At 57.9% G+C, this 22,574-nt stretch carries 21 protein-coding genes; 8 read left to right on the top strand and 13 right to left on the bottom strand.

Going from position 1 to position 22,574, the window contains the following annotated elements; genetic code table 11:
- Nucleotides 1-114: 114 nt before the first annotated feature.
- A complete protein-coding gene (gorA, locus tag ACXAG1_RS00725) occupies nt 115-1,476 on the bottom strand; it encodes a glutathione-disulfide reductase (RefSeq protein ID WP_475093309.1) in 1,362 nt (453 codons plus the stop codon).
- 198 nt (nt 1,477-1,674) lie between these two features.
- Between gorA and ACXAG1_RS00720 the strand changes: the two genes are divergently transcribed.
- The gene (locus ACXAG1_RS00720; RefSeq protein ID WP_475118629.1) at nt 1,675-2,229 is read left to right on the top strand and encodes a hypothetical protein; all 555 of its coding nucleotides are present in this window, start codon (nt 1,675-1,677) and stop codon (nt 2,227-2,229) included.
- A gap of 47 nt (nt 2,230-2,276) precedes the next feature.
- Here ACXAG1_RS00720 and ACXAG1_RS00715 read toward each other — a convergent pair whose 3' ends face one another.
- The 4 genes from ACXAG1_RS00715 to ACXAG1_RS00700 form a co-directional block, all read right to left on the bottom strand.
- On the bottom strand, nt 2,277-3,482 hold the full coding sequence (locus ACXAG1_RS00715; protein ID WP_475118628.1) for a TIGR01620 family protein: 1,206 nt from the start codon (nt 3,480-3,482) through the stop codon (nt 2,277-2,279).
- Nucleotides 3,479-4,915, bottom strand: a complete 1,437-nt coding sequence (locus tag ACXAG1_RS00710) for a YcjX family protein (RefSeq protein ID WP_475118627.1) — start codon at nt 4,913-4,915, stop codon at nt 3,479-3,481. The genes ACXAG1_RS00715 and ACXAG1_RS00710 overlap by 4 nt, the downstream gene beginning before the upstream one ends.
- Nucleotides 4,916-4,998: 83 nt before the next feature.
- A complete protein-coding gene (locus ACXAG1_RS00705) occupies nt 4,999-5,802 on the bottom strand; it encodes a GIN domain-containing protein (RefSeq protein WP_475093313.1) in 804 nt (267 codons plus the stop codon).
- Nucleotides 5,803-5,930: 128 nt separating this feature from the next.
- Nucleotides 5,931-6,353 (bottom strand): HIT family protein, encoded by a 423-nt coding sequence (locus ACXAG1_RS00700; protein ID WP_475093314.1) that lies wholly within the window; start codon nt 6,351-6,353, stop codon nt 5,931-5,933.
- A gap of 436 nt (nt 6,354-6,789) precedes the next feature.
- On the opposite strand from ACXAG1_RS00700, the gene ACXAG1_RS00695 reads away from it, so the two are divergent.
- The 3 genes from ACXAG1_RS00695 to tcdA all read left to right on the top strand — a co-directional run bounded on the left by ACXAG1_RS00695 (nt 6,790) and on the right by tcdA (nt 8,786).
- Nucleotides 6,790-7,221: a hypothetical protein gene (locus tag ACXAG1_RS00695; RefSeq protein WP_475093315.1), complete on the top strand. Its 432-nt coding sequence runs from the start codon at nt 6,790-6,792 to the stop codon at nt 7,219-7,221.
- Between the two features lie 170 nt (nt 7,222-7,391).
- Nucleotides 7,392-7,856: an FKBP-type peptidyl-prolyl cis-trans isomerase gene (locus ACXAG1_RS00690; protein ID WP_475093316.1), complete on the top strand. Its 465-nt coding sequence runs from the start codon at nt 7,392-7,394 to the stop codon at nt 7,854-7,856.
- 99 nt (nt 7,857-7,955) lie between these two features.
- The gene (gene tcdA / locus ACXAG1_RS00685) at nt 7,956-8,786 is read left to right on the top strand and encodes a tRNA cyclic N6-threonylcarbamoyladenosine(37) synthase TcdA (RefSeq protein WP_475118626.1); all 831 of its coding nucleotides are present in this window, start codon (nt 7,956-7,958) and stop codon (nt 8,784-8,786) included.
- Nucleotides 8,787-8,795: 9 nt separating this feature from the next.
- On the opposite strand, the gene ACXAG1_RS00680 is transcribed toward tcdA, so the two are convergent.
- The 6 genes from ACXAG1_RS00680 to ACXAG1_RS00655 all read right to left on the bottom strand — a co-directional run bounded on the left by ACXAG1_RS00680 (nt 8,796) and on the right by ACXAG1_RS00655 (nt 15,748).
- Nucleotides 8,796-10,472 carry an aminotransferase class V-fold PLP-dependent enzyme gene (locus ACXAG1_RS00680; RefSeq protein ID WP_475118625.1) on the bottom strand — a complete coding sequence of 559 codons (1,677 nt, stop codon included), beginning with the start codon at nt 10,470-10,472 and terminating at the stop codon, nt 8,796-8,798.
- A gap of 6 nt (nt 10,473-10,478) precedes the next feature.
- On the bottom strand, nt 10,479-11,273 hold the full coding sequence (locus ACXAG1_RS00675) for a TatD family hydrolase (RefSeq protein ID WP_475093319.1): 795 nt from the start codon (nt 11,271-11,273) through the stop codon (nt 10,479-10,481).
- A gap of 144 nt (nt 11,274-11,417) precedes the next feature.
- Complete coding sequence (locus tag ACXAG1_RS00670; protein ID WP_475093320.1) at nt 11,418-12,293, bottom strand: SDR family NAD(P)-dependent oxidoreductase; 876 nt, start codon at nt 12,291-12,293, stop codon at nt 11,418-11,420.
- Nucleotides 12,290-13,309, bottom strand: a complete 1,020-nt coding sequence (locus tag ACXAG1_RS00665; protein WP_475118624.1) for an SDR family oxidoreductase — start codon at nt 13,307-13,309, stop codon at nt 12,290-12,292. Before ACXAG1_RS00665 ends, ACXAG1_RS00670 begins: the two co-directional genes overlap by 4 nt.
- A gap of 98 nt (nt 13,310-13,407) precedes the next feature.
- Nucleotides 13,408-14,388 carry a bile acid:sodium symporter family protein gene (locus ACXAG1_RS00660; RefSeq protein WP_475093322.1) on the bottom strand — a complete coding sequence of 327 codons (981 nt, stop codon included), beginning with the start codon at nt 14,386-14,388 and terminating at the stop codon, nt 13,408-13,410.
- Between the two features lie 13 nt (nt 14,389-14,401).
- Complete coding sequence (locus tag ACXAG1_RS00655; RefSeq protein WP_475118623.1) at nt 14,402-15,748, bottom strand: flavin-containing monooxygenase; 1,347 nt, start codon at nt 15,746-15,748, stop codon at nt 14,402-14,404.
- Between the two features lie 158 nt (nt 15,749-15,906).
- On the opposite strand from ACXAG1_RS00655, the gene ACXAG1_RS00650 reads away from it, so the two are divergent.
- A complete protein-coding gene (locus ACXAG1_RS00650; RefSeq protein ID WP_475093324.1) occupies nt 15,907-16,896 on the top strand; it encodes an AraC family transcriptional regulator in 990 nt (329 codons plus the stop codon).
- 72 nt (nt 16,897-16,968) lie between these two features.
- Nucleotides 16,969-18,447 (top strand): helicase HerA-like domain-containing protein, encoded by a 1,479-nt coding sequence (locus ACXAG1_RS00645; RefSeq protein ID WP_475118622.1) that lies wholly within the window; start codon nt 16,969-16,971, stop codon nt 18,445-18,447.
- A gap of 25 nt (nt 18,448-18,472) precedes the next feature.
- Here ACXAG1_RS00645 and ACXAG1_RS00640 read toward each other — a convergent pair whose 3' ends face one another.
- A complete protein-coding gene (locus ACXAG1_RS00640) occupies nt 18,473-19,468 on the bottom strand; it encodes a heme-dependent oxidative N-demethylase family protein (RefSeq protein ID WP_475093326.1) in 996 nt (331 codons plus the stop codon).
- A gap of 23 nt (nt 19,469-19,491) precedes the next feature.
- The gene (locus tag ACXAG1_RS00635) at nt 19,492-20,148 is read right to left on the bottom strand and encodes a hypothetical protein (protein ID WP_475118621.1); all 657 of its coding nucleotides are present in this window, start codon (nt 20,146-20,148) and stop codon (nt 19,492-19,494) included.
- An 87-nt stretch (nt 20,149-20,235) separates the two neighbouring features.
- On the opposite strand from ACXAG1_RS00635, the gene ACXAG1_RS00630 reads away from it, so the two are divergent.
- Together ACXAG1_RS00630 and ACXAG1_RS00625 are read left to right on the top strand one after the other, a co-directional pair.
- On the top strand, nt 20,236-20,817 hold the full coding sequence (locus ACXAG1_RS00630) for a lipid-binding SYLF domain-containing protein (RefSeq protein WP_475093328.1): 582 nt from the start codon (nt 20,236-20,238) through the stop codon (nt 20,815-20,817).
- Between the two features lie 573 nt (nt 20,818-21,390).
- Complete coding sequence (locus tag ACXAG1_RS00625) at nt 21,391-22,521, top strand: M14 family metallopeptidase (protein WP_475118620.1); 1,131 nt, start codon at nt 21,391-21,393, stop codon at nt 22,519-22,521.
- Nucleotides 22,522-22,574 lie beyond the last annotated feature (53 nt).

Below are 22,574 nucleotides of genomic sequence, written 5' to 3'. Positions count from 1 at the left end.
AATTTTTTTGTGCGGCAGGCTCTCTAGCCTTCCGGTGAACAATGACCAATAAAAAAGGCGGGACATTGTCCCGCCTTTTTTAATTGCTACTGCCGCATAGAGCCCTACGATCAGTCAGTCCGACACCGGAGTGCGCATGGTGACAAATTCCTCTGCCGCAGTCGGGTGAATGCCAATAGTCTGATCAAATATAGCTTTGGTTGCCCCGGCTTTCATGGCGACCGCCAACCCCTGAATGATTTCCCCAGCGTCGGGACCCACCATATGCGCCCCGACCACTCTGTCGTTGTTGCGATCCACGATCAGCTTCATCAGGGTGCGCTCATCCCGCCCACTGACCGAATGACGCATAGCGCGAAAATCGGAGCGGAACACCTGTACGGGAATACCCGCCTGACGGGCTTCTTCTTCGGTCAATCCCACCGTACCAATGTTGGGCTGACAGAACACCGCCGTTGGGATGTTGTTGTAATCGATCTCTGCGGTCTTACCGCTCTGCCAGTGCTTCACCAGTGCCATGGCTTCCGCCAGAGCTACCGGGGTCAGCTCGGGCCCGCCGGTGACGTCACCGAGTGCATAGATCGAGGTCACACTACTGCGGAAGTTATCATCCACACCAATGGTCCCATCCTTGTGCAGCACTACCCCGAGCTTTTCCAGCCCCAGGCCAGCAGTGTTGGGCTTGCGGCCGGTGGCGTAAAGAACCGCATCCACTTCCAGCACATTACCCTCACTGTCATGCACCCGCAGACAGCCATCTGCGCTCTTTTCGATGGATGTCACCTGATGCTGAAAATGCAGCCGTACTGACTTTTTCTCCATCTCGTCGCGCACAAAGCGACGTACATCATTGTCGAAACCTCGCAGGAACAGATCCCGACGGTAGGACAAGTGCGTCTCGGCTCCCAGACCGGCAAAAATACCGGCAAATTCCACGGCAATATAGCCTCCGCCGACGACCAGCACGCGCCTCGGAAACTCTTCGAGAGAAAATATCTCGTTGGAAGTGATCGCGTATTCACTCCCGGGAAATTCCGGGACAAAAGGCCAACCGCCGGTTGCCACCAGAATCCGCTGAGCGGAGTACTGGTTTTCTCCAACCGTCACCTGCTGCCGCCCAGTCAATGTAGCCCGGCCGTCAATGATGGTCACTCCGGCGTTGCCCAACAGATTGCGATAGATTCCGTTCAGGCGGGCGACCTCGTTTGCGTTATTGTCGCGCAGTGTGGGCCAAACAAATTTTGCACCGGTCTGCCCCTGCCAACCGTAAGCCTGGGCATCCTCGAACGCCTCGCGATAGCTGCTGGCGTACACAAATAGCTTTTTTGGCACACAGCCCACGTTGACACAGGTTCCGCCCATATACCGATCTTCCGCCACCGCGACGCGCATGCCGGTTGCTGCAGCCATTCGCGCTGCACGCACGCCACCAGAGCCGGCGCCGATCACAAAAAGATCAAAATCAAATTCAGACAAATCTCACTCCTTTTGCCGAAAAAAAAGGCCTATATGACCACTAATTGGCCTGGGCAAACGCGGACTGGTTCCGCAATTGGCACATAAGTGACATTTCGCACTTAAAAGCCGTTGACATAAGACTGGCGTTTAGATACTTATGTGATGTTTATCACAATAACAAGCCTGATAGCGAAAACAACAGCAAGGCACTCGAAAATGAAAACGCCAAAATTAACAACAACACACTCCACCTCAACCAGCCGGCCAAACCTGTGCCAGAAGTTCACGCGAGCGCTGGGTGCTGCCGTGACGCTCGGTATTCTGTTGGCATCCGGTAACGCATCCGCAAATGCGCACCCCTCCTATCTGACCGAGGGATACTGCGATGGACTGGTCGAGCAGTTTGTCGATTCTGGAATGCGAAGCCTCGGCAAGTACGTCAATGAAAACTTCAAGCCGGAATATAAAGGTGGCATCCGCAATACCATCAACTTCCTGAAACAGCGCTCCGAGTGGCTATCAGAGTGCAATGCGTACCTGAAGGATACCGCCAGTACTCACGTTTTCTACGATGAGAAAAATACCAAGGATATCTTTACCGCGATCGATGCCCTGGCCAAAGAACTGCAGCTGGTGCGCGAAGGTGTCGAGTACCCCGATGAGTCTGGCGCGAACAATCCGCACCCGTTCATCAAGAGCCGCTACGAAACATTGGCCAAGTTAATGGACCAGCACCACACCCGGATTCTGATGAAAAAACAGTTTCAGTAAACCACCAAGTATGGGGGGATAGCCGCGAACGCATCACCGCGTGAAGGCTAGCTCCCCCCGCTTGTTCCCTTTCCAGCTCCGCGTGCAGCTGGCTCTTTCTCCTTCAGCCCCTCTGCCACACTCTCAGCCGGCATGTCTGGCCAGCGTCCCTGATCACGCCCCAACAGTCGTTCTTTTAGGCTTGCCGCAATACGGCGAGTGAGCACGCCGAGCCTGGGGCGTTGCTTTTCCGAGAACGGGATCGGGCGACAGCTGTGAACCGCGGCAAGACCAATCCGCGCCATAAACAAGCTGGCGCCCATGCCCTGCCCGAGGCGGGCGGATACAGTGCTTAACATACTGTCCCCCACCAACTCAGGCCAAAGTTCACTGACTGCATATTCACTTGCACCACTGTACGCCACCAGTGCGAGAATTTTCTTGAACAGCCGCCAGCGCACTACAATTGATGGCCGTACACCATAAATCTGCGCAACATCATCGATCATGCGCATGGATTGGCGCAGCGCCACCAGCACGTCCAGTGTGGTAAACGGGCTCAACCCCACCAGAGCTCCGGTTGTCGTTGCGTGACGCACAATGCGCCGCAGTGCCTCCTGATCCAAGGCTTCGAAAAAGTTGAGCTCGAGATGTTTCAGTAGCTCGCTGTTATCGTAATAGTCTGGCGTTTCTTCCTGAACTCGCGCCAGCAGCGCGCCCTGGGGTTTACCATCAAACAGCTCGCGCAACTGCTGGTTAAGGGGCTCTACCGCATCTGTCGCACGACTATCGCGTACCTGAGCGGCGAGTTCCTGGGTTTTCTGCAATTTGCGCAGCGGTTTGCCCGCGCGAAAATATTCCCACACGGCACTGGCCATGGTGACCACCAGCGTACCGATCACAATTCCGGCCAACAGTCCCAGGCTCCAGTGCATATCCGCCGCCCAGTAAAAGAACTGGCGCAACTCCCAAAAAACCGCACCAAATGTCAGCGCCAGAGCGGCAAGCAGGGCCGGTTTCCAAAGGCGTAAACGGAACACCGGCAAGCGCAATTCGGAAAATGAAATGGTGTCCGGGAGTGACTCACCGGTGGTTATGGAGCGCGGCAACTGCTCCGGCTCCTCTGCCAGAGACTCCACTCGGGTGCTCGCCCGTTCGCGCAGTGCCGGCTCCTCGGCATCGAGGTTTTCTATCCGTGTCTGCCGACGGGGCTCCGCTCCCCGGCCGTCGCTGTCCCGCCCCTTTGCGGAGCTATTGTCGGGCGCATCCTTCACACTTTATCTCCCAGCAACAGATTTAGCAGCGCATCGATGCGTATATGAGGCATATACCCCTCGCGGCCGATTCCTACCGGAGGCCGCAACTGAGGCGGCAAACCGCCACTATAGTGCTGCCAATCCCCCTCTTGGGGTAAGTGAGCGAGTATTTCAGCATTTTCAAAACCCAGGTAGCTGCCGTCCATGCCATGCCCCACCAGCATGCGCCGCCCGTCGCGGACACTTTCATTGGAGCAGCGCACGGCGGCAATGGCCTCACAGTAGAGTGGCAAGCCTCGGTGGCGCGCGCCGGAAAAAACCTGCTGCAGCTGCTGCCCCAGCAGCTGGCGCAGCGCATCGTGATCGGCAGCCAGCACCTGATCCACTTTGGTCGCGGCAAATACAAGCCGGTCGATCCGCGGACGCCACAGTTTGCGCAACAGACCATTGCTTCCGTAGCGAAAGGTGTCGGCGATATGCCCGAACGCCATACGCATGTCTTCCAACGCATCTTCACCGGCGAACAAAGTGCCGATAAGGTCCACCAGCACCAGCTGGCGATCGAGGTGGCGAAAGTGACTGTCCACAAAAGGCGCCACATGGACCTCTACATAATCCCGGTATCGCGCCTCCAGCACGCGATAAATACTGTCTTCGGGAAGCGCCGCCAGCTCTGCCGCACTGTGGTGGGATAGTGCGGGCAACGGGAAAAAGCCGTATTCCTCATTATCCAGCAGCGCCCTGCCCGGTTGCAGGTAACTCAACCGGGCGCTGCCGCGACAGTCTCGCAGGAACTGGCGATAGTCCTGCCACAAACTGTCCAGTTCACGCGGGTCTGCGGTGGCTTCCGGACTGAGCTGCTGCAGGCGTGCCAGTAATTCCGGCGCCAGCGCGCGGCGGGTCTCGCCATCCAGAAGGTCGCGTTGATGCCGGCACCAGGCGGAAAAATCCATCCGCAACAGCGGGAGATCCATCAGCCATTCCCCCGGGTAGTCGCGAAATTCAAGAATCAGCTTCTGCCGATAATTGCGACCGAGACGGCGCCCCTGCAGATGCAGGTGCAACTCCAATGCAGAGAGGTCACGGGTAGATTCTGGCCAGCGCGGGGGGCTGGCGGTGAGCGCCTCGAGGCAGCGCTGATATTCGAACAGGGGAAGCCCCGTGTCGATCGCGGGATGAAGCTCAGCACCAAGGAGGCGGCCATTCAGCGCTGGCGCGAAGCCGGGCAATTGCGCCCTGTCAGGATGACTCAGCTGATAAACCAGACTGGTGATCAGCGTCGATTTACCGGCACCACTGAGCCCCGTGATCCCCACACAGAGACGCTTGTCGAGCAGGCGCTCGGCGGCCCAGTGCGATTTATCCAGCGCCTCTTTACCCAATTGGCGCAACTGTTTCTTGAGGCCGTGCAGGCGGCCCTTGTCGGCGCGACCGTGGTTTTCAGAACTCACTCAAACTCCATTTCCAGCGGTACACCCGGTAGGGGCAGCGCTTGATAGCGCAAACGTGGCGGTGGAAAACCGGATTCTCCAGATTACTCTACCAGAGCAATATCGCCAGAACCCATGACCGAGAAAGATTCACTGGCCGGGCGCTTGAGCACAATATCTCCCGAACCCATCACCGCGCCACCGGCGTTGGTCGCCTGCAGATTGCGACCTACAAAATCACCGGATCCCATAATGGTAATCTTCAGATTGGCCACTTTGCCGCCAATCATCATATCGCCTGAGCCTTTGATCTGTGCGTTGAGCGCCTCACCGATGAAATTGTCCATGCGGATATCGCCGGAGCCGGTCACACCCGTATTGCCCTGCACTGCGAGAATAGTACCCAGGATCAAATCACCCGATCCTGTGACATTGGTATTGAGGGACTCAGCCGCCACTTTCTCTACATGAATCAACCCGGAGCCGGTGACACGAAGATCCAGCTTGGCACTCTCGAGGATGCCCGCCGTCGCCTCTCCAGAGCCGGTTACACGTATGGACGAAATCGTCGGCAGGGTCACGCGAAATTCGACTTCCGGCTCACTACTGACGGTAACTACGCCAAACAGGCTCTTGCGATCCGGCTCCACCGACAGCGATAAAGTATCGTTACTGACCTCAGCCTTGGCGTGTTCGAGATCACCATCCTCTCCGTGAGCGGTAACCGAGAACTCAGATCCCTGAACGACTTTCAATGTAGAACTACCTTTCAGCACTATGGCGGAGAAGCCGTCGACGGCAAAGCTGCGACTTTCCTCGGCGCGGCTGCCGGAAGCGGCAATTAGCAGCAGAGGCGCCAATAGCGCAGCGGTGAAAAAGCGAGCAAAAGTTGAAGATCTGGAGCCCATGATCCGATTACCTGTAGTCATTGCCTATTTATTGCACGGCGCCCATCTGGGGCTGCCAATTCACTGATTGCCAGTAAGACGCCGCCAGTGCGCGTTTCGGATGCAGTGTTATGCAGACTCTTGTCTCGCTATGAATCAGTGGTATCGCGATAGCCCAGTTCTACCAGTGCCTCGCGGATTTTCGCCGCCTCTGCGGCCAGTGCGTCCGGCTCCGCCTGTTCTTGCAAAGCAAAATCCAGGTCGGCAATCTCGTTGATCGGGACCAGGTGATAGTGGGTGTGCGGCACCTCGATACCCGCCACCATCACGCCCACGCGCGCGGGGCTATATACGTGCTTCTGGGCCTTGGCCACCTTGCTCGCCACACGCATCAGGTGCGCACTGGTTTCAGCCGGTACATCGTCCCAATGGTTGATCTCCTCAATCGGAATCACCAGGCAATGACCCGGCTTGATCGGTGCGATCGTCATGATTGCCACAACCAAGTCGTCGCGCCAGATAAAATGCCCCGGAAGGTCGCCATTGATGATCTGGGTGAAAATACTGGCCATTGGATGTCCTGCTCGGTGGTTGATTTGCCGCTTTACGGAATCTACGGATTTTACCAGTGGCATTCACACTATCACCAGCCCGAGTGCGCTGGCGCCTGATTACCTGGTTACATACATGACTCTCTCGAGCTAATGGCAATCCAGTAGCCGCCAGAAAACGCTGTAAAAACAGGCACCAGATGCATACCGCGCCGGGAGATTGCGCGCATTTAAACAAGCGCAATAACACCCGTGGAAGAGTGTGACAATTTCTTGCCGTTTTGTTGGCAGTGGTATTTCCATCCCGTAACCTTGCCGCCCATATCGAAACCGGTAGCCCCAACCCGAATGAGAGCGGCGTCTAAACGCGCTCAATTGCTATCTAAAGCACAAGGGTAAAAGGAAAGGGGCACCAGCAAGAACACCAGAATGACCGTCTCACAGGGGGATTCCATCCATGCCACAGGTTGTATCTGCAGTACCAGCGCTCCGACGCAGCACCGTCCACCCCAACATCGGAAATCAGGGCGAATGCAGCCTGCTCGACATTATTGGGGGCCGCGCCTTTGTCGACCAGCTGGTAGGTGAGTTTTACCAGGCCATCGGGAAGTACCTGTCGACGGAGGATACCGCCGAACACGGGAAACAGAATACCCGCCAGGCACAGTTCCTGAGCCACGCCCTGGCGGAGCAGGCTGAGCCGGTTCACAGCGCCCGCGCCAGCTTTCTCGCGCGCGGCCTGAACCCCGCTTTGTTTGACGCTCTGCTGGAGTATTTTGAAGCTCGTCTGCTAGAACTTGGGTTTTCTGCATCGCTTAGCGGGCAGCTGGTGCGCACAGTCAGCGACCTGTACGACCGGAGTGAAACGCCGCTGTCCATCGCCTGCTAGCCCCGGTTGAGCGGCTACCCTGCATACCCTCTGATATCCCTTTCCGGCCTCGGTTGCGACCACCGGGGCCGCCCCATACAATGCACCCTCACACAGCCTATATCCCCGTTTGCTTTTTCTCTGTAAGCGGTAAGCGCTACAACTCACGCTCAAGAAACAAGAGATTGCCAATGAAAATTGCTAACCACAGCGTTGTGGAGATCAACTACACCCTGAAAGATGCCGAAGGTACCGTGATCGACACATCCGAAGGTGGCCAGCCGCTAAAATACCTGCAGGGCGTAGGAAACATCATCCCCGGGCTGGAGCAGGAAATGCTGGACAAGAGTGCCGGCGACAAGTTCAAGGTCGTGGTAGAGCCTGAAAACGGCTACGGCCCCCAGAATCCGGAACTGATTCAGACCCTGCCGAAAAGCGCATTCGGTGGTGTCGAAGAGCTGAAAGTAGGCATGGCTTTCCGTGCCCAGAGCACCGAGGGTCAGCCGATCGAAGTTGAAGTCATCGACATCGACGGTGACCAGGTAACCATCAACGGCAACCACCCGCTGGCGGGCGTCGAGCTGCACTTTGACATCGAGGTTGTTTCCGTGCGCGAAGCGACCCCGGAAGAAGTCGACCACGGCCACGTGCACTGATTCGATTCCCTTCCCGCAGGGCGGCCCCTCCGCCCTGTGCCCTCCCCCTCCTCTTTCGGTTTATCGTTCAATCCAATAGCAAGTGGTACCGGAACCCGTATGCCCGACTCCCTGACTCAAAAGAACCTGAGCGACGCTTACCTGCAGCGATTTGGCGGCATCGCAAGACTCTATGGTGCCGATGCGCTGCCGATTCTGCACGGCGCAAACGCGGTGGTGATCGGGATTGGCGGTGTGGGAAGCTGGACTGCGGAAGCCCTGGCGCGCAGCGGAATCGGCAGGATCACCCTGATCGACCTGGATGATGTGTGTATCACCAACACCAACCGGCAGATACACGCGCTGGAACACAGCGTTGGGGAAATCAAGGTATTAGCAATGGCTGAGCGCCTGCGCAACATCAATCCGGAAATTCACGTAGAGACCGTCGAGGACTTTATCGCCAGTGATAACTTTGCCGAGCTACTGGCGCCGGAACGGGATTCTATCGACCTGGTTATCGACGCTTTCGACAATGCCCGCGTCAAGGCTGCACTCATCGCCTATTGCAAGGCGCGCAAGCTGCGTTTGATTACCGTGGGCTCGGCGGGTGGCAAACAGGATCCTACACAGATCACCTGCGCCGATCTCGGGCGCACGGTCAGCGACCCGATGCTGGCGAAAGTCCGCCAGCACCTGTATCGCTTTCACAACTTCCAGAAATCCAGCAAACGTCAGTTTGGCGTGGATGCAATTTATTCCAGCGAACCCATGGTATACCCGCAGCCCGATGGTCAGGTGTGCCAACAGAAAAGCCGCATGCAGAACGGGGTAAAGCTGGATTGCAGCGGCGGCTTTGGGGCCGCCACCATGGTCACAGGCACCTTCGGGTTTGTCGCCGCAGCGAAAGCTGTTGAGCGATTACTGCAGCAAGCGCGAAAGGCAGGTTAAACAAAAAACTCAGCGCGCATTCATCAGATCGAAAGCGCGCTGCATCAGTGCACGAAACCCGTTCCCGCGGGATTCACTCAATTGCTGCGCCAGCCCCAGCTCATCAAACAGTTTTTGCAACTGTGCGACACTCACCTCGCCGGACCGGCAACCCTCCATCTGCGATAACAGTAAAGCACCCAACCCTTTCACAATGCGGCTATCGCTATCTAAAGCGAAGTAATGCCGATCGCCATCCTGACGATGCACCAGCCAGGCATTGGACTCACAGCCCCGAACCAGGTTGTCGGGTGTGCGGATGGCGTCTTTGCGGTGAATTACCTTGGCCCACCCCATCAGGGTTCGATAGCGATCCTGCCAATTGTGATGCACACGCAATTGTTCGGCATCCAGTGCCGAAAGATCGTCCCCCTGCCACTGCTGAGTAGCGGATGCGCCTTCGCCACCCGGCACTGCGGAAACCGGCTCGCCATCAGCCCCCAACTGCTCGAGAAACTCCTGCACCGCGGCAATAAACCGGTCCAGATCCTGTCGCGTGTTGTACGCCGCTACCGAAGCGCGCAGAGTCGCGGTGTGACCAGCGGCTTGCAAAAGGGGTTGCGCACAGTGATGCCCTACCCGCACTGCGATATCGCGCCCATCCAACCATTGCGCCAGGTCAATGGCGGCACACCGTGGGTGAATAAAACTGACGATGCCGAGGTTGTTGTGCGGGCAACTGAGCAACTGCAACTCTGCAAACTGCGCCAGCTGTTGGTGCAGGTAGCGCTGTAACTGCTGCTCGTGCCGCGCCATACCCGCGCGATCCTGCTGCGCCAAGAACGCCATACAGGCGCCGAGGCCGGCAATCGCCGCCAGTGACGATGTACCGGCCTCGAACTTGTGCGGCAGGTCCGCATAATTACTGGACAGCAGATCGACATTGGCAATCATCTCGCCACCGCCCTGCCAGGGGGGCAATCGCTGCAACAGCTGCTCGCGCCCGAACACCAGTCCGATGCCGGTGGGGCCGTAAAACTTGTGCGCCGAGCAGACAAAAAAATCACAACCAATAGCGCCCACATCGACCTGATCGTGCGCCGCCAACTGCGCGCCGTCGAGCACCCAGTACAAATTCCGCCCGTCCAGCATCGTGCGCAGCGCCGCCAAGTCAGTGCGAAACCCGAGTGCATTGGAACCAGCGGTCACGGATACGACTCTGGTGCGCGCAGACAGTACCTCGTGCAGCCGATCAAACTGCGGAATGCCCCCGACATCCGGGACGAAGCGCAAGCGCAAGCTGTACCGCTCTGCCATCATCTGCCAGGGAACCAGGTTGGCGTGATGCTCCGCGGTGGACAAAACGATTTCATCGCCCGCTGCAAGTGTGCTGCACAGGCTATTGGCGACCAGATTCAAGCCTTCGGTAGCACCGCGGGTAAACACAATTTCACGGGGGGACCGGGCATTGAGAAATGCAGCAGCGGCGCCCCGAACCCCCTCAACCATTTCCGTTGCCCGGCGCGCGAGCCGGTGACTTGAGCGATGAGTGTTGGCATTGCTGAACAGGTAGAAGTCACGCAGCGCCTCGATGACACAATCAGGCTTCTGGGTAGTCGCCGCGTTATCCAGATAGACCAGCGCCCGATTCTCCTCCTGAGTGAAGAGCGGGAAATGTTGTTTGAATTGTTCGGGAGAGAAAAGCATTTTTAATTAAATCCCGAAAAGTACGCGGGTATTCGTTCCCGTCTGGGAAATCACCGCGTCCACCGAGACCCCGCGCAGTTCCGCCAGTGTTCGTGCAACCGCAGGCAGATATTCCGGGCTGTTTCTTTCACCCTGGCGCCCGGCATGGGGCATATCCGGCGCATCGGATTCCAGCAGCAACTTGTCCAGCGGTACTTCGGCAAGGGTTTTCCGGGTCTTGGCCGCGCGCTCGTAGGTGATGGTGCCACCAACGCCGAGGGTAAAACCGAGTTTGATATATTCCTCGGCAATCTCACGGCTACCGGAGAATGCGTGAATGACACCACCTTTTTGCGGGCAAATCTTTTTCAATACCCGCAGCACTTCCCCGTGACAACGTACACAGTGGACGATCACCGGCAGCGACAACTCCTGCGCTGCGCACAGCTGCGCTTCGAATACCGGCAACTGCTGGGCAAGTGACGTTTCGATCGTGGCATCAAGGCCGCATTCACCAACCGCAATGCAGCGCTGCCCCCCGACTTCCCGCTTGCGCTCATGGGTCACCCGCTCGATCACCGCACGCCCGACGTCGGACGGAGCCAGGGCTAGTTCAGCAACCCACCAGGGGTGCACCCCCACAGCCCCAAACCAACCAGGTTCGGAATGCACAAGCGCGAACAAGTGTCGCCACTGGGGAATACTCACACCGGGAATGATCAGCCCTTGCATGCCCAACGCCTGGCAGCGCGCCCAGACCTGGCCGCGGTCAGCCGCGAAGGCATCAAAGTCAAAATGGCAATGGCTGTCGATTAGCGCCATCAAAGCCCCCAGGAAACCTCGGATGAGGTGTATTCGCGATATTGAGGGCGTGAATTGTAGGTCGAGCGCGCCGGAAAAGCGACGCGCTTCAAGGAAAGCAGGCAATAAACAGCGGTAACACGCAGCCTGCAACGGCTGCGCGCATCAGACCGCGCTGGAATGGCGCGCCAGCTTGCGCCCCTCTTCCAGCTCTACGCGAAAATTTTTCACCATCTGCCGCAAGAAGAGACGCGGCGCCAGTTTGTACAGATAGGCACCCAGCAGGGTTTTATCCCTCGGGAACAGCCGCTCTTTACCCGCCACCACCGCATTCAGAATTCGCGCCGCCATCCAGTCGGCTGTGCGCACCTGACCGACGGTACTCTGCGCGTGCTGGGCACGACCGCCATCGCCCGACAGTGCATTGGCATCGATGTTGGTGGCGACAAAACTCGGATACACCATCAACACGGAAATTCCGTCCTCACGGACTTCCTCACGGAAGGTTTCAAAATACTGATGCAGCGCGCTCTTGGCCGCGCAATATCCTGCACGCCCCAGCACCGGCATCCACCCCGCCATGGAACTGATATTCACCACACAGCCGCCGGCAGCACGCATCGGTGCCAGCAGCCCCTGCGCGAGCTCCACCGGCGCGTGGTAATCCACGGCCATTACCCGGCGAATCACCGCGTTGGTCGTCTGGGTGGAAAGGCTGCGATGGGTGATACCCGCGTTATTGATCAGCAAATCGACCTGCGGGTAGCGGGCGGTCAACTCCTGGCACAGCTGTTCAACGGAAGCTTCTGCGGACAGATCTGCCACTTGCACATCCACCGTAACAACCGATTGAGTTAACTCTGCCGCACGCTGCTGCAGTGCATCCCCATTCATATCCACCAGTACCAGACGCAGAGAAGTCCCGTTCTCCTGGGCTCGTTCCGCCAGCTGCTGCACCATGGCCCAGCCGAGGCCGCCGGCAGCACCGGTAACGACCGCTACCTGATCGCGGTTCACCCGCTTGCCCCTCAGAAAATTCATGCTGCCTCCCCCTGTCGCTCTTGTCTTTTCGTTTCCCCGGCCGGAACACTATCAAAGCGGGTAACACGCGCATCTTCCGCACTGACCGGAATTCCCAGCGCGTTATTCGCGAAAAAGGCAAACGCCTCGACGGAAGTTTTTTGCGGCTGGTAACCAAGTTCTGTTTTCAGGCGATGATTCAACAGCACCGGCCGATACTGCAGGAACATAACCTGAGCCGGCTGCACGTTACCAAGGCGCAAGTTGAAACTGAGTGACAAGATGAATTTCAGCAACCACACCGGCGGGCGCCGCAGGGGTTTATTCAAAAGTCGTGCGATCTCAGCCGGGGTGAGCGCATCGTCACCGGCCAGGTTGAAAATACCGTGGGCACCGCGAGTCACTCCGTATTCGATTGCACCAATCACATCCTGATCCCATACAAACACGAAGGGAGAATTGTGCGCACCGGGGTCGAGGATACCGCGACCGGAAAATAGCGCACTGATCTTGCTGTTGGTGGTTGCGCCGACAATAGAGCAAGGACGGAAAATCAATTGCTTGAGCTGCGGGTGCTGCTGACGGTACTCCGCAAGCATTTCTTCCACCAGCCGCTTGTGATCGGAGTAGGCGAATTCCGGATTGCCGCGCAGGGGATCAGACTCCTGTAGCCACGACGGATTGTCGGCGTGATAACCGTAGGCCGCACCGCTACTGGTCAGGGTCAGATGGGCGACACCCGCTTTGACGCAGGCGTCCAGTACGTTGCGCGTGCCCTCCACGTCGATCTTGTACTCGCGCGCGCGGTCGCGCCCGGGGGATACCACCGACGCCAGATGCACCACATGGGTAATACGTTCCGCGCGCAGCAGCTCCGCCAGTGCCTCGTCACAGATGTCCATTACAAAGATTGGAAACCCGGCGTCACGCTGGACGATATCAATGCCCACTACAGGCATCTGCTTGCTCAGGGATTCCCCCAACAGACAGCCCACGTAGCCCGCAGCACCGGTAATCAATACCCGCTTTTCAGTCATTTTTAACTCTTATTTTCCCCGGCCTGCGACCGGCAGTCGCTGGCAAAACGATTTTGTTATTGGTGTCGGTTTTTATTCGAGGTCTGATATTTCGCGCGTCAGACCGAATCGGCCGTTACGGCCCGCTCATTTTGTTCTTCGTTTGACTGTCGGCGGCCATTGGAATAATTCCAGTAGCCCGCCAGGCAGAGCCCGGATACCAGATGCCATACGCCCCAGAAGCCCGCGATAACCAGCATCTCGCCCGCCTGGGGGTAGAAGGTGAACAGGATAGCGAGTGCCAGACCGGAATTCTGAATCCCCACCTCCATGGTGACCGCTCGCCGATCCCCCACAGGGAGGCGCGCTGCCCGACTGGAAAGGTCACCAATCAGGAAGGCCAGCGCATTGTGCACCACTACCAGTACCAGTACCGAACCGGCGATCTGCAGCGCCGTCTGCCAGTGCTTGCTGAAGGAAATAGCCACAAACAGCAGGAACACCAGCAGTGACGCGGTGCGGAAATAGCGCTCACTGCCCTCGGCAAACCGCGGGAAGCGCGCGCCAATTACCATGCCCAACACCATGGGCACCGCCAGTACCATCACCACAATCAGCACCATGTTCTCCGCTGGCAGGGCAATGGCCTGCAACAGATCGCGGGTATTCGGGTTGAGACTGCCGTAAAGCGCAAAATTGAACGGGGTCATTACCACCGCAACGAGACTGGAGATGGCCGTCATACTTACCGATGTGGCCACATTGGCGCGCCCGATCCAGGTCATCACATTGGAGAAGGTGCCGCCGGGACAGCACGAAACCAGGATCATACCCAGCGCCAGCCCGGGGCTGATATCCAGTGCCCAGGTCGCGACACAGGTGATGGCAGGCAGCAGCAGAAACTGCGCCACCAGGCCGGTGATGGGCGCCACCGGGCGACGCATGACGCGGCGAAAGTCCGCGCTGCGCAGGCCGAGAGACACACCAAACATCATGAACGCGAGAATCGCGTTCAGAGCGATCAGCGCCGCAGGTGACATCTGGAATGTTTCCAGTGAGGCCGCCATTGCCGGCGAGAGAGCGGTGTTCATTTCATTCATGGTCCAGGCGACCTCAGCGGGTCGCCGAAGCGGGACTGGCTACAAAATAATCAGTATCCGCAATTTGATACCCTTTCAGCAAGTCCTCGGTGTGACCAGCCAGTGCCTTCAGGTAAGTGTCCTTGTGCACGTAATAGGCCATGCGCTCCAGGTTGAGGTAATTCATCCCGCCGTCCGCGCGACTCCCGGCCTGGGCCTGTTTGGTCGCCTTCAGCCTGCGCGCAGATTCCGCGCCCTCGGCCAGTTGGCGGATGTACAGGGCCACCATTTCCGCCTGGCGGTTGCGTCCCTCCCAGCCCAACCCGGCAGCTTCCACCATTCCCATCAGGAACAGGTTGTCGTACTCCGGGTGGAAGACGTTCAGATAGAGACGCGGGGCGTAAGACTCCCAGTTCAGGTGCGCGCGATCGATAAACGGATAGTGCAGCTTGTAACCGGTCGCCAGCAGGATCATGTCGTACTCGCCGCTGCTGCCATCAGTGAAGGTTACCCGCTGGCCGTCCACTTCCGCGATGTCTTTGCGCGCCTTGATATCCCCGTGACCTATGTGATGGAGAATCAGCGAGTTGATTACCGGATGGGACTCAAACATCTTGTAATCCGGCTTTGGCAGGCCGTACTGCTCTGGCGTGCCCAGCATGAATTTTGACAGAGCAGCACTGATTTTCTGCTGGATAAAGCGCGGCAGCTTGATCTTGCCGCCCACCGCATCGGTGGCTTTGCCGCCAATAAATTTGGGCAGGAAGTAGTACCCGCGGCGCAGACTGATATCGACACTCTTCGCGCGATGCGCGGCGTCCACCGCAATGTCCGCACCGCTGTTGCCGCACCCTACCAGAAGAACGCGCTTGCCTTCGAAAATCGCCGGATCGCGGTAATCAGAGGAGTGCAGCAGCTCTCCGGCGAAGTCACCGGGAAGTTGCGGTTTGTTGGGATGATGCAGGGTGCCATTCGCGATCAGCAGGCCGCCAAACACACGGGTCTGCTCCTCGCCTTTATGGCGGGTCGTGATATGCCAGTCATCGCCCATCCGCTCACAGTGCACAACTTCAGTTTCGAATTCGTAGTGGCGGTACAGGTCAAATTCCTGCGCGTAAGCCTGAAAGTAATCCTTCAGCTCACTGTGATGCGGAAAAAGCGCCACCTCATCCCCCATAGGGAACTCGGCAAATTCGGTCATGCGCTTGGAAGAAATCAGGTGTGCCGACTCGTACATGGTGCTGGTGGGACTGTCGATATCCCACAGGCCACCCACATTGCTGTGGATCTCGAATCCCACACAAGGGATGCCGTGCTTCACCAGATTCCGTACACTACACAGACCCATGGGGCCTGCGCCAATCACCGCGTAGGGCTTCATTATTCTTCTCGCTGTTTTATCAGTTCATCAACGATGCCTTTTTCGCGCCCTGCGACGCTCTCAGGCATACCGTTTGGGATCGAATTTGAATATAACGTGACATCCGGAGGGGCCGTCGTCATAATCGGGCAGTCTCTGGTTAATTTCGGACAGTGAATTTGAATACCACTGATACTCGAAGCGTCACACTCAGCTATACCCGCGCAATTATTGCCGCCCTGGGGCGCCTGGACCTGGTACTCCCGGACAGCGTGCAATCTCTTTTGGCCGCCATTAACGAGGAAGAGCGGGTACCGATGGAGGTCCAGGAAGAGATCTGGCTCGCGGTACAGGAAGCCATTCCGGACCCGCTTTTGGGAATTCGACTGGGCCAGGCCATGCAGGGCAGCCAGATGGGACTGGTCGGCTACCTGCTGATGACCCAGAAAAATCTGGGGGCAGCCATCGATCAGCTTCTGATCTATCACCCGTTGCTGGGGGAAGGTGGCCAGTTCGAACTGCGCCGCAGCAGCTTCTATGTCGAGCTCTGCTATCGCCCCAACTACCTGCGCTGCGCGCGCCTGCGGGTCGAAACCGTATTATCCATCTGTCTGGCACAGGCCCGTGCCATGACCGGGCGCGAGTTCCAGCCCCAGAGCGTGCAGTTTGCCTACCCCACTCCGTCCCTTGCTGTGCAGCAGCAATACCAGCAACTGCTACAGGCGCCGGTGCAGTTCAATGCGGAAATGTCCGCCATCCGCTTGCGCCCTCAGGACCTGGAAACCCCACTGGTGGCGGCCGATCGCCAGGTCATGGCGCGATTGAAGCCGGAAGCCGATGCCCTGCTAAAGGCACTGACCAGCAAAAGCCTGCAGCTGCGCGTGGCGCACCTGCTTCAGCAGGAGCCACAACTGAGCCGCGAGCAGGTCGCCGCACGCCTGTGCATCAGCCCCAGGCACCTTGGGCGCAAGCTGCTGGAAGAGAACGCCAGCTTCCGCGCGATACAGGATGAGGTGCGCAGTCACTACGCCTGCCAGTGGCTGCGCGAAGGACAGAAAACCAACGTGGATATCGCCGCCGCCCTGGGCTACTGCGATGAAAGCGCCTTCGGCAAAGCCTTCCGCCGCTGGACAGGCCTTTCGCCCAAGGGATTCAAAGCCCAGGAGTAGCCACTACGCTCGCGATACGAAAACGCTACAGTTAGGGGGTCTTCCCGCAGCACCGCACTCAGGAACCCCCACATGCCGCTTCAGCCTGCGCCCACCGAATTGTCACCCATTGTGCTTGGCCAATCCGATTCAACGGCAAGTGGTGACTCGACATTCACCCATGCAATTCTGCTGCCACAGATGCTCAACCGACACGGACTCATCTGCGGCGCCACTGGAACCGGCAAGACGGTCACCCTGCGCTACCTGGTCGAACAGCTTAACCGCCGCAATGTCGCCACCCTGGTGACCGACCTAAAGGGTGATCTGAGTGGACTCGCGGCGGCAGGCGGTGCGAACAAGAAAGTGCAGGAACGCCTCTCCCTGTTCGGGCTCGACGCACACTACTTCTCCGCCTTTCCGACGTCCCTGTGGGGTCACGGCGGACTGCCCCTTCGCACCACCCCCAGTGAAATGGGACCGGCGCTGCTGGGTAGACTGTTCCAGCTGAACGATAACCAGCAGGGCCTTCTGCAAGTTATTTTCCGCATGGCGGACCAGCAGGGCTTACTGCTGCTGGACTGGAAAGACCTCACCGCCCTACTGGATTATGTGGACCAGAATCGCAAGGAACTGACCGCCGAATACGGCAATATCTCCCCGGCCAGTCTCGGAGCCATCAAGCGCAAGCTGCTGGCACTCGACCCACTTTCTCCCGATACAAAAGGCGCTGCCAGCCTGTTCGGAGAGCCCGCACTGGCGCTCGATGATCTGATACAGGGTGGACGCATACACCTGCTGGACGCCAGCGATATGCAACCGGCGGTGTATGGCACCCTGTTACTGTGGCTGCTCGCAGAGCTGTACGAGACCCTGCCGGAAACCGGTGACAATCAACTGCACCTGGTACTGTTTTTTGACGAGGCCCACCTGCTGTTTGACGACTTGCCTAGGGCCCTGTGTGAAGAAGTCGAGCAGATTGTGAAACTGATCCGCTCCAAAGGGGTGGGAATTGTATTTGTCACCCAGAATCCACTGGATATACCGGAAGATATCCTGGCACAACTGGGCAACCGTGTTCAGCACGCCCTGCGCGCCTACACCCCCAACGAGCAACGGGCTGTAAAGGCCGCAGCACGCAGCTTTCGCGAAAACCCCGCGATTGATACCGCGACTGCGATCGGTGAACTCGCCGTAGGAGAGGCACTGGTTTCCGGACTGGACGCCGACGGCGTTCCGCAGCCAGTCGCGCGGGTCATGATTCACCCGCCCGCAAGTCAACTCGCGCCACTTAGTGAAACCGAAAAGAAAGCACTTCTGAAAAGCGACCCGTTGCGCGCGCGATACGGAAAAAGCCTGGACCGGGAATCTGCCTACGAGCAACTGCAGCAGCGGCGAGAACAATTGCAGTCACAACAAGCGGCAGAACCCAAGGCGGCGACAAAAAAAGTGCGCGCCACCCAGAGTCCACTGGAAAAAAGCGTCAATAAAATGGCGAGCAGTTTCGGGCGACAAATAGGCAGAGAATTGATGCGCGGGCTGATGGGGGCGCTGACCGGGCGTCGACGCTGATCAACCCTGCTAAGACCAGACGTGGTTAAGGGCAGACGTGCTCAGAAAAAAATCGTCGCAGCGGCCCATTCGTTTCGGCCAGCAACGGCGCCAGGGATTTATAGCGCCCCTCTTCCGGCGACATCGCCGCAACCGCAGCCTGTAAAGCCGCAACTCCACCCTTGATCAACTGCAGGTCTTCCACCGGGTTGATCAAAACTCGAATGGTAAACACCACGGCGCCGGTTTGCGGCAGGCGGCGCAGGGTCTGTCGCTCGATACGCAGATATGCACGTCTTTCACCCCCAATTGTCGCAGCCAAACCAGGGGTGTCCCCACCGCGCTGCAACAACTCGGGGGAATCCACCACCGACCAGTTGCTCCGCCACACCGGATACTCCGGCTTCAGATGATCAAAGAAGCGCGCCATCTTGGCAGACAGCTTTTCCCGGAAACCCGGAACCGGTTTGTGAATCCCGTCTAACGGGCGCCCCATTTTCTCTTCGAGGCGCCAGTAGCTGGGTGCCGCAAGTGACGCGGCTACCAGCGTGTAGCCGTGGGTGCCCGGTTGCAGCAGGCAGATGTCATCCGCAACCCAGCGACTGGCTTGCCACAGCGGTTCGTCACTCGCCTGCACCGACGCCAATCCGGGCCAGCGCAGTGTGCGGGTGGCATCGCGCCACATCAAACCCGCACAGGATGTGCGCATATAACGCGTGTGATGCCGCAACAGATGTTGATGCAACACTTCCGCCAGCTCTCGCTGAGCCGGCAGCGACGCCGACAATTGGGCATACACCTTTTCACCCAACCTGTGGCGGGCGACAATTTTGTTGTGCTGATAGTCCGGGAGCTTGCTGCAGGGCAGGATCCAGTGAGGCGCATCGAGCTTGTTGAGGCCCATATGCACCACTTCTGGCGAAGAGAGAAACGGAATACAAGGAAAAGGCGCAGTGAAGTCCTGCGCGTAGCGCCGTGCAGAAACTTCGCCAGGGTCGTCGCCCGCGACCGCGCGCGCGGGCGCCGCCCATTGATCAGCCATCACCCTGGCCGACCGCAAGGAGATTAGTGGGCCGCAGCCATCTGCTCAGAGCGCGCCTGCTGTAACGCGGCGAGGTCCTGCACCCAAACTACCTCAGAAAGATTGACACTGTTACCGGTATATTGACGAATTGCAGCGCTGACCTGCGCCAGCTCATCGGCGCCCTCGGTGGCCTCCAGCGGCAGTTCTACCCAGGCCTGCCCATTCTGGTCAATCACCTGTTCACCACGCTGGTCGCCGTTCAGTTGGCCGTCATCGGCGGCGCTTACATGGCGATCAATGGCAGAGGAGCCTCCCGCCGGCAGATAGATGGTGCCATTGGTGAAATCCACGGCAAACGCAACAATTCCCGGCAGAATACCGAACAACAGCGCGGCGCCATCCAGGATCACCACCACCGGGTCTACGCGACCGCCGCTCTGCCCTTTGCGCTCCGGATACAGGAAGTAGCCGCATGCGGTCAGGTTCATTACCATGGTCAGTAAACAGGTGGCGGCAAGGCCGCGCTTGAGAGATCGATTAAGCGGTCGATTCATAATACATATACCTTTGAGAAAACTGGCCACAAGGGCCAGGCGCTTCGATTTGCCAATGGCCGCAAGAATACCCGATTTCGCCAACCGGCTGAAAGTGGCGCCATTTCGCTCTTTGTGCACCAGGTCGCATGCGCTGCGGGACATCATCGGTATTCTTGAAAGGAACCCGTACAAATACCTACACAGATACACGAAAACGAACATTCCACGACGCTCCTTCGGAGATTTCTTATGCCGTACCTCAAACGCCTATCACTGCGACCGCTGGCCCTGCTGGTTGTATTATTTCAGGTCTGCCTGATCGCTGGTTGTGCCGCCCCGGGACGCACACCTGACCAGCAGCGCCAGCATATTGCACAAACCGAGCGCGAGGTTCTGGCAGAGCTGTATCAGTTGAAACCCGGCTTGCGCAGTGATGTGGCGAAGGCGCCGGGGTACGCCGTTTTCAGCAACATCAACGTCAACCTGCTGGTTGCGAGCACCGCAAGTGGATACGGCGTCGTGGTCAGCAAATCCGGCAAGCGCACCTATATGAAAATGGGCGAAGTGGGCGTGGGCCTCGGTTTTGGAGTAAAAGATTTCCGCGCCCTGTTTATTTTCGATTCTGCCGAAGTCATGAACCGCTTCGTCGACAGTGGGTGGACGTATGGCGGCCACGCGGACGCCGCGGCAAAATCCCAGGACAAAGGTGCGGCAGTTGGCGGTGAAGTGGTTGTCGACGGAATGCGCGTTTATCAGCTCACAGAGAGCGGTATCGCCCTCCAGGCCACACTGAAGGGTACGAAATACTGGAAAGACGCGGAGTTGAACTGAGCCCGTTGAATAAAGAATCGAGGGCAGCGAAAGGCGGGCAAAGCAGCAAAATGCGAGCTCAACGTAATTCTGGCGCAGCAAATCCTAACCTGCTTTGCCTGTCTAATAGTCAATCGAAACCGCGCCAAGTTATGCCTTTCGGCCATGGTAACTGCGAAACACTGCCTAAACTTTAATCAGCACCTGCTGAGGAATGTCAGGGAGCAGTACAACATTTCTGAAGGTGTGTTAGTGGTTCGCACCTAGCATTTGACCAGGGCAGTGAGAAGTCGTCATTGGTCCGACGCCAGAAATTTCAGGGAGCAGTAGTCTCAGCAGGTGCCGCCATGGATTGGCAGGGGCGCGGCGCTCGCAAGGGCGCCGCGCCTTTTTATTTGCACGAAAATTCTCTTTGGATTTTTACGCCAGCTTTCAAGATTTTGTCCTCGAAACTTGCACCCCCACAGTGAATTCCTTCAAGCTGCCTTGGACTATCCTGTTTTCCAGGTCTAACGCTGTATCCTGCAATCCGTTCGACCACCGGCCCAAGGCGCTCGCCCCGGGGCCTGAACAAAATCACTGCGGAGCCCAAGCATGCATATCAGCAGCGCTTTCGATAGCGGCAATATCAAAGTCATCGATAAAAAAAGTAATCCCGTCGAGCTGGCGATCCGAATCGACAACCAGTCCGACTTTTACCAGTGGTTCCACTTCCGCCTCGAGGGCGAGGTGGGCAAACAATACCCACTGCGCATCAACAATGCTGGCAAGGCGGCCTATCCGGAAGGCTGGGAGAATTACCGGGTTTGCGCCTCCTACGACCGTCACAACTGGTTTCGTATCGACGCCCAGTACGACGGCAAGGTGCTGGACTTCACCGTAAACCTGGAGCAGCCAGCGATTTATCTGGCCTACTTTGCCCCCTTCTCCTGGGAACGCCATCTGGACCTGCTGGCCTGGGCCCAGTCTGACGAACGGGTACAGTCCGAGACTCTCGGCCTCACCCTGGACGGTCGCGACATGACGCTGCTCACCATCGGCAACCCGGAAAAAGCGAAACGCAGAGTATGGATGATTGCCCGCCAACACCCGGGAGAATCCATGGCGGAGTGGTTTGTGGAAGGCTTTCTCGAAGCACTGCTGGACGAAGCCAATCCCGCGGCGCGCCAACTGTTGCAGGATACCGTCTTTTACGTAGTGCCAAATATGAACCCGGACGGCAGTGTACGCGGTCACCTGCGCACCAATGCGGCCGGCGCAAACCTGAACCGCGAATGGCAATCCCCCAGCATGGAAAGGAGCCCCGAGGTCTTTTTGGTACGCGAACGCATGCTGGCCACCGGTGGTGATATGTTCCTCGACATTCACGGAGATGAAGCCCTGCCCTTTAACTTTGTTGCCGCCTGTGAAGGCATTCCCGGATACGACGAGAAACACGCAACATTGGAAACGGTGTTCAAAGAGTCGTTTGTCAAAGCCAGCCCGGACTTCCAGACCGAACAGGGGTACCCGCTGGATAAGCCCGGCGAAGCCAATATGACCGTGGGCACCAACTGGTGTGGCCATCAGTTCCGCACCCTGGCCCTCACCCTGGAAATGCCGTTCAAAGACAACGACAACCTGGCAGACCCCATTGAAGGTTGGTCCCCTGCCCGCTGTCGTCAGCTGGCACGGGATATGCTCACGCCCATTCGCGAAACGCTCGCGTATATGAATGCCAATTAATAATCACGACACTTTCAAAACAACAACACCAATAACACGAAAAACCAATAACA

Source organism: Microbulbifer sp. ABE4_465 (genome assembly GCF_056160765.1).
This window is presented reverse-complemented; position numbering and strand designations above follow the sequence as displayed.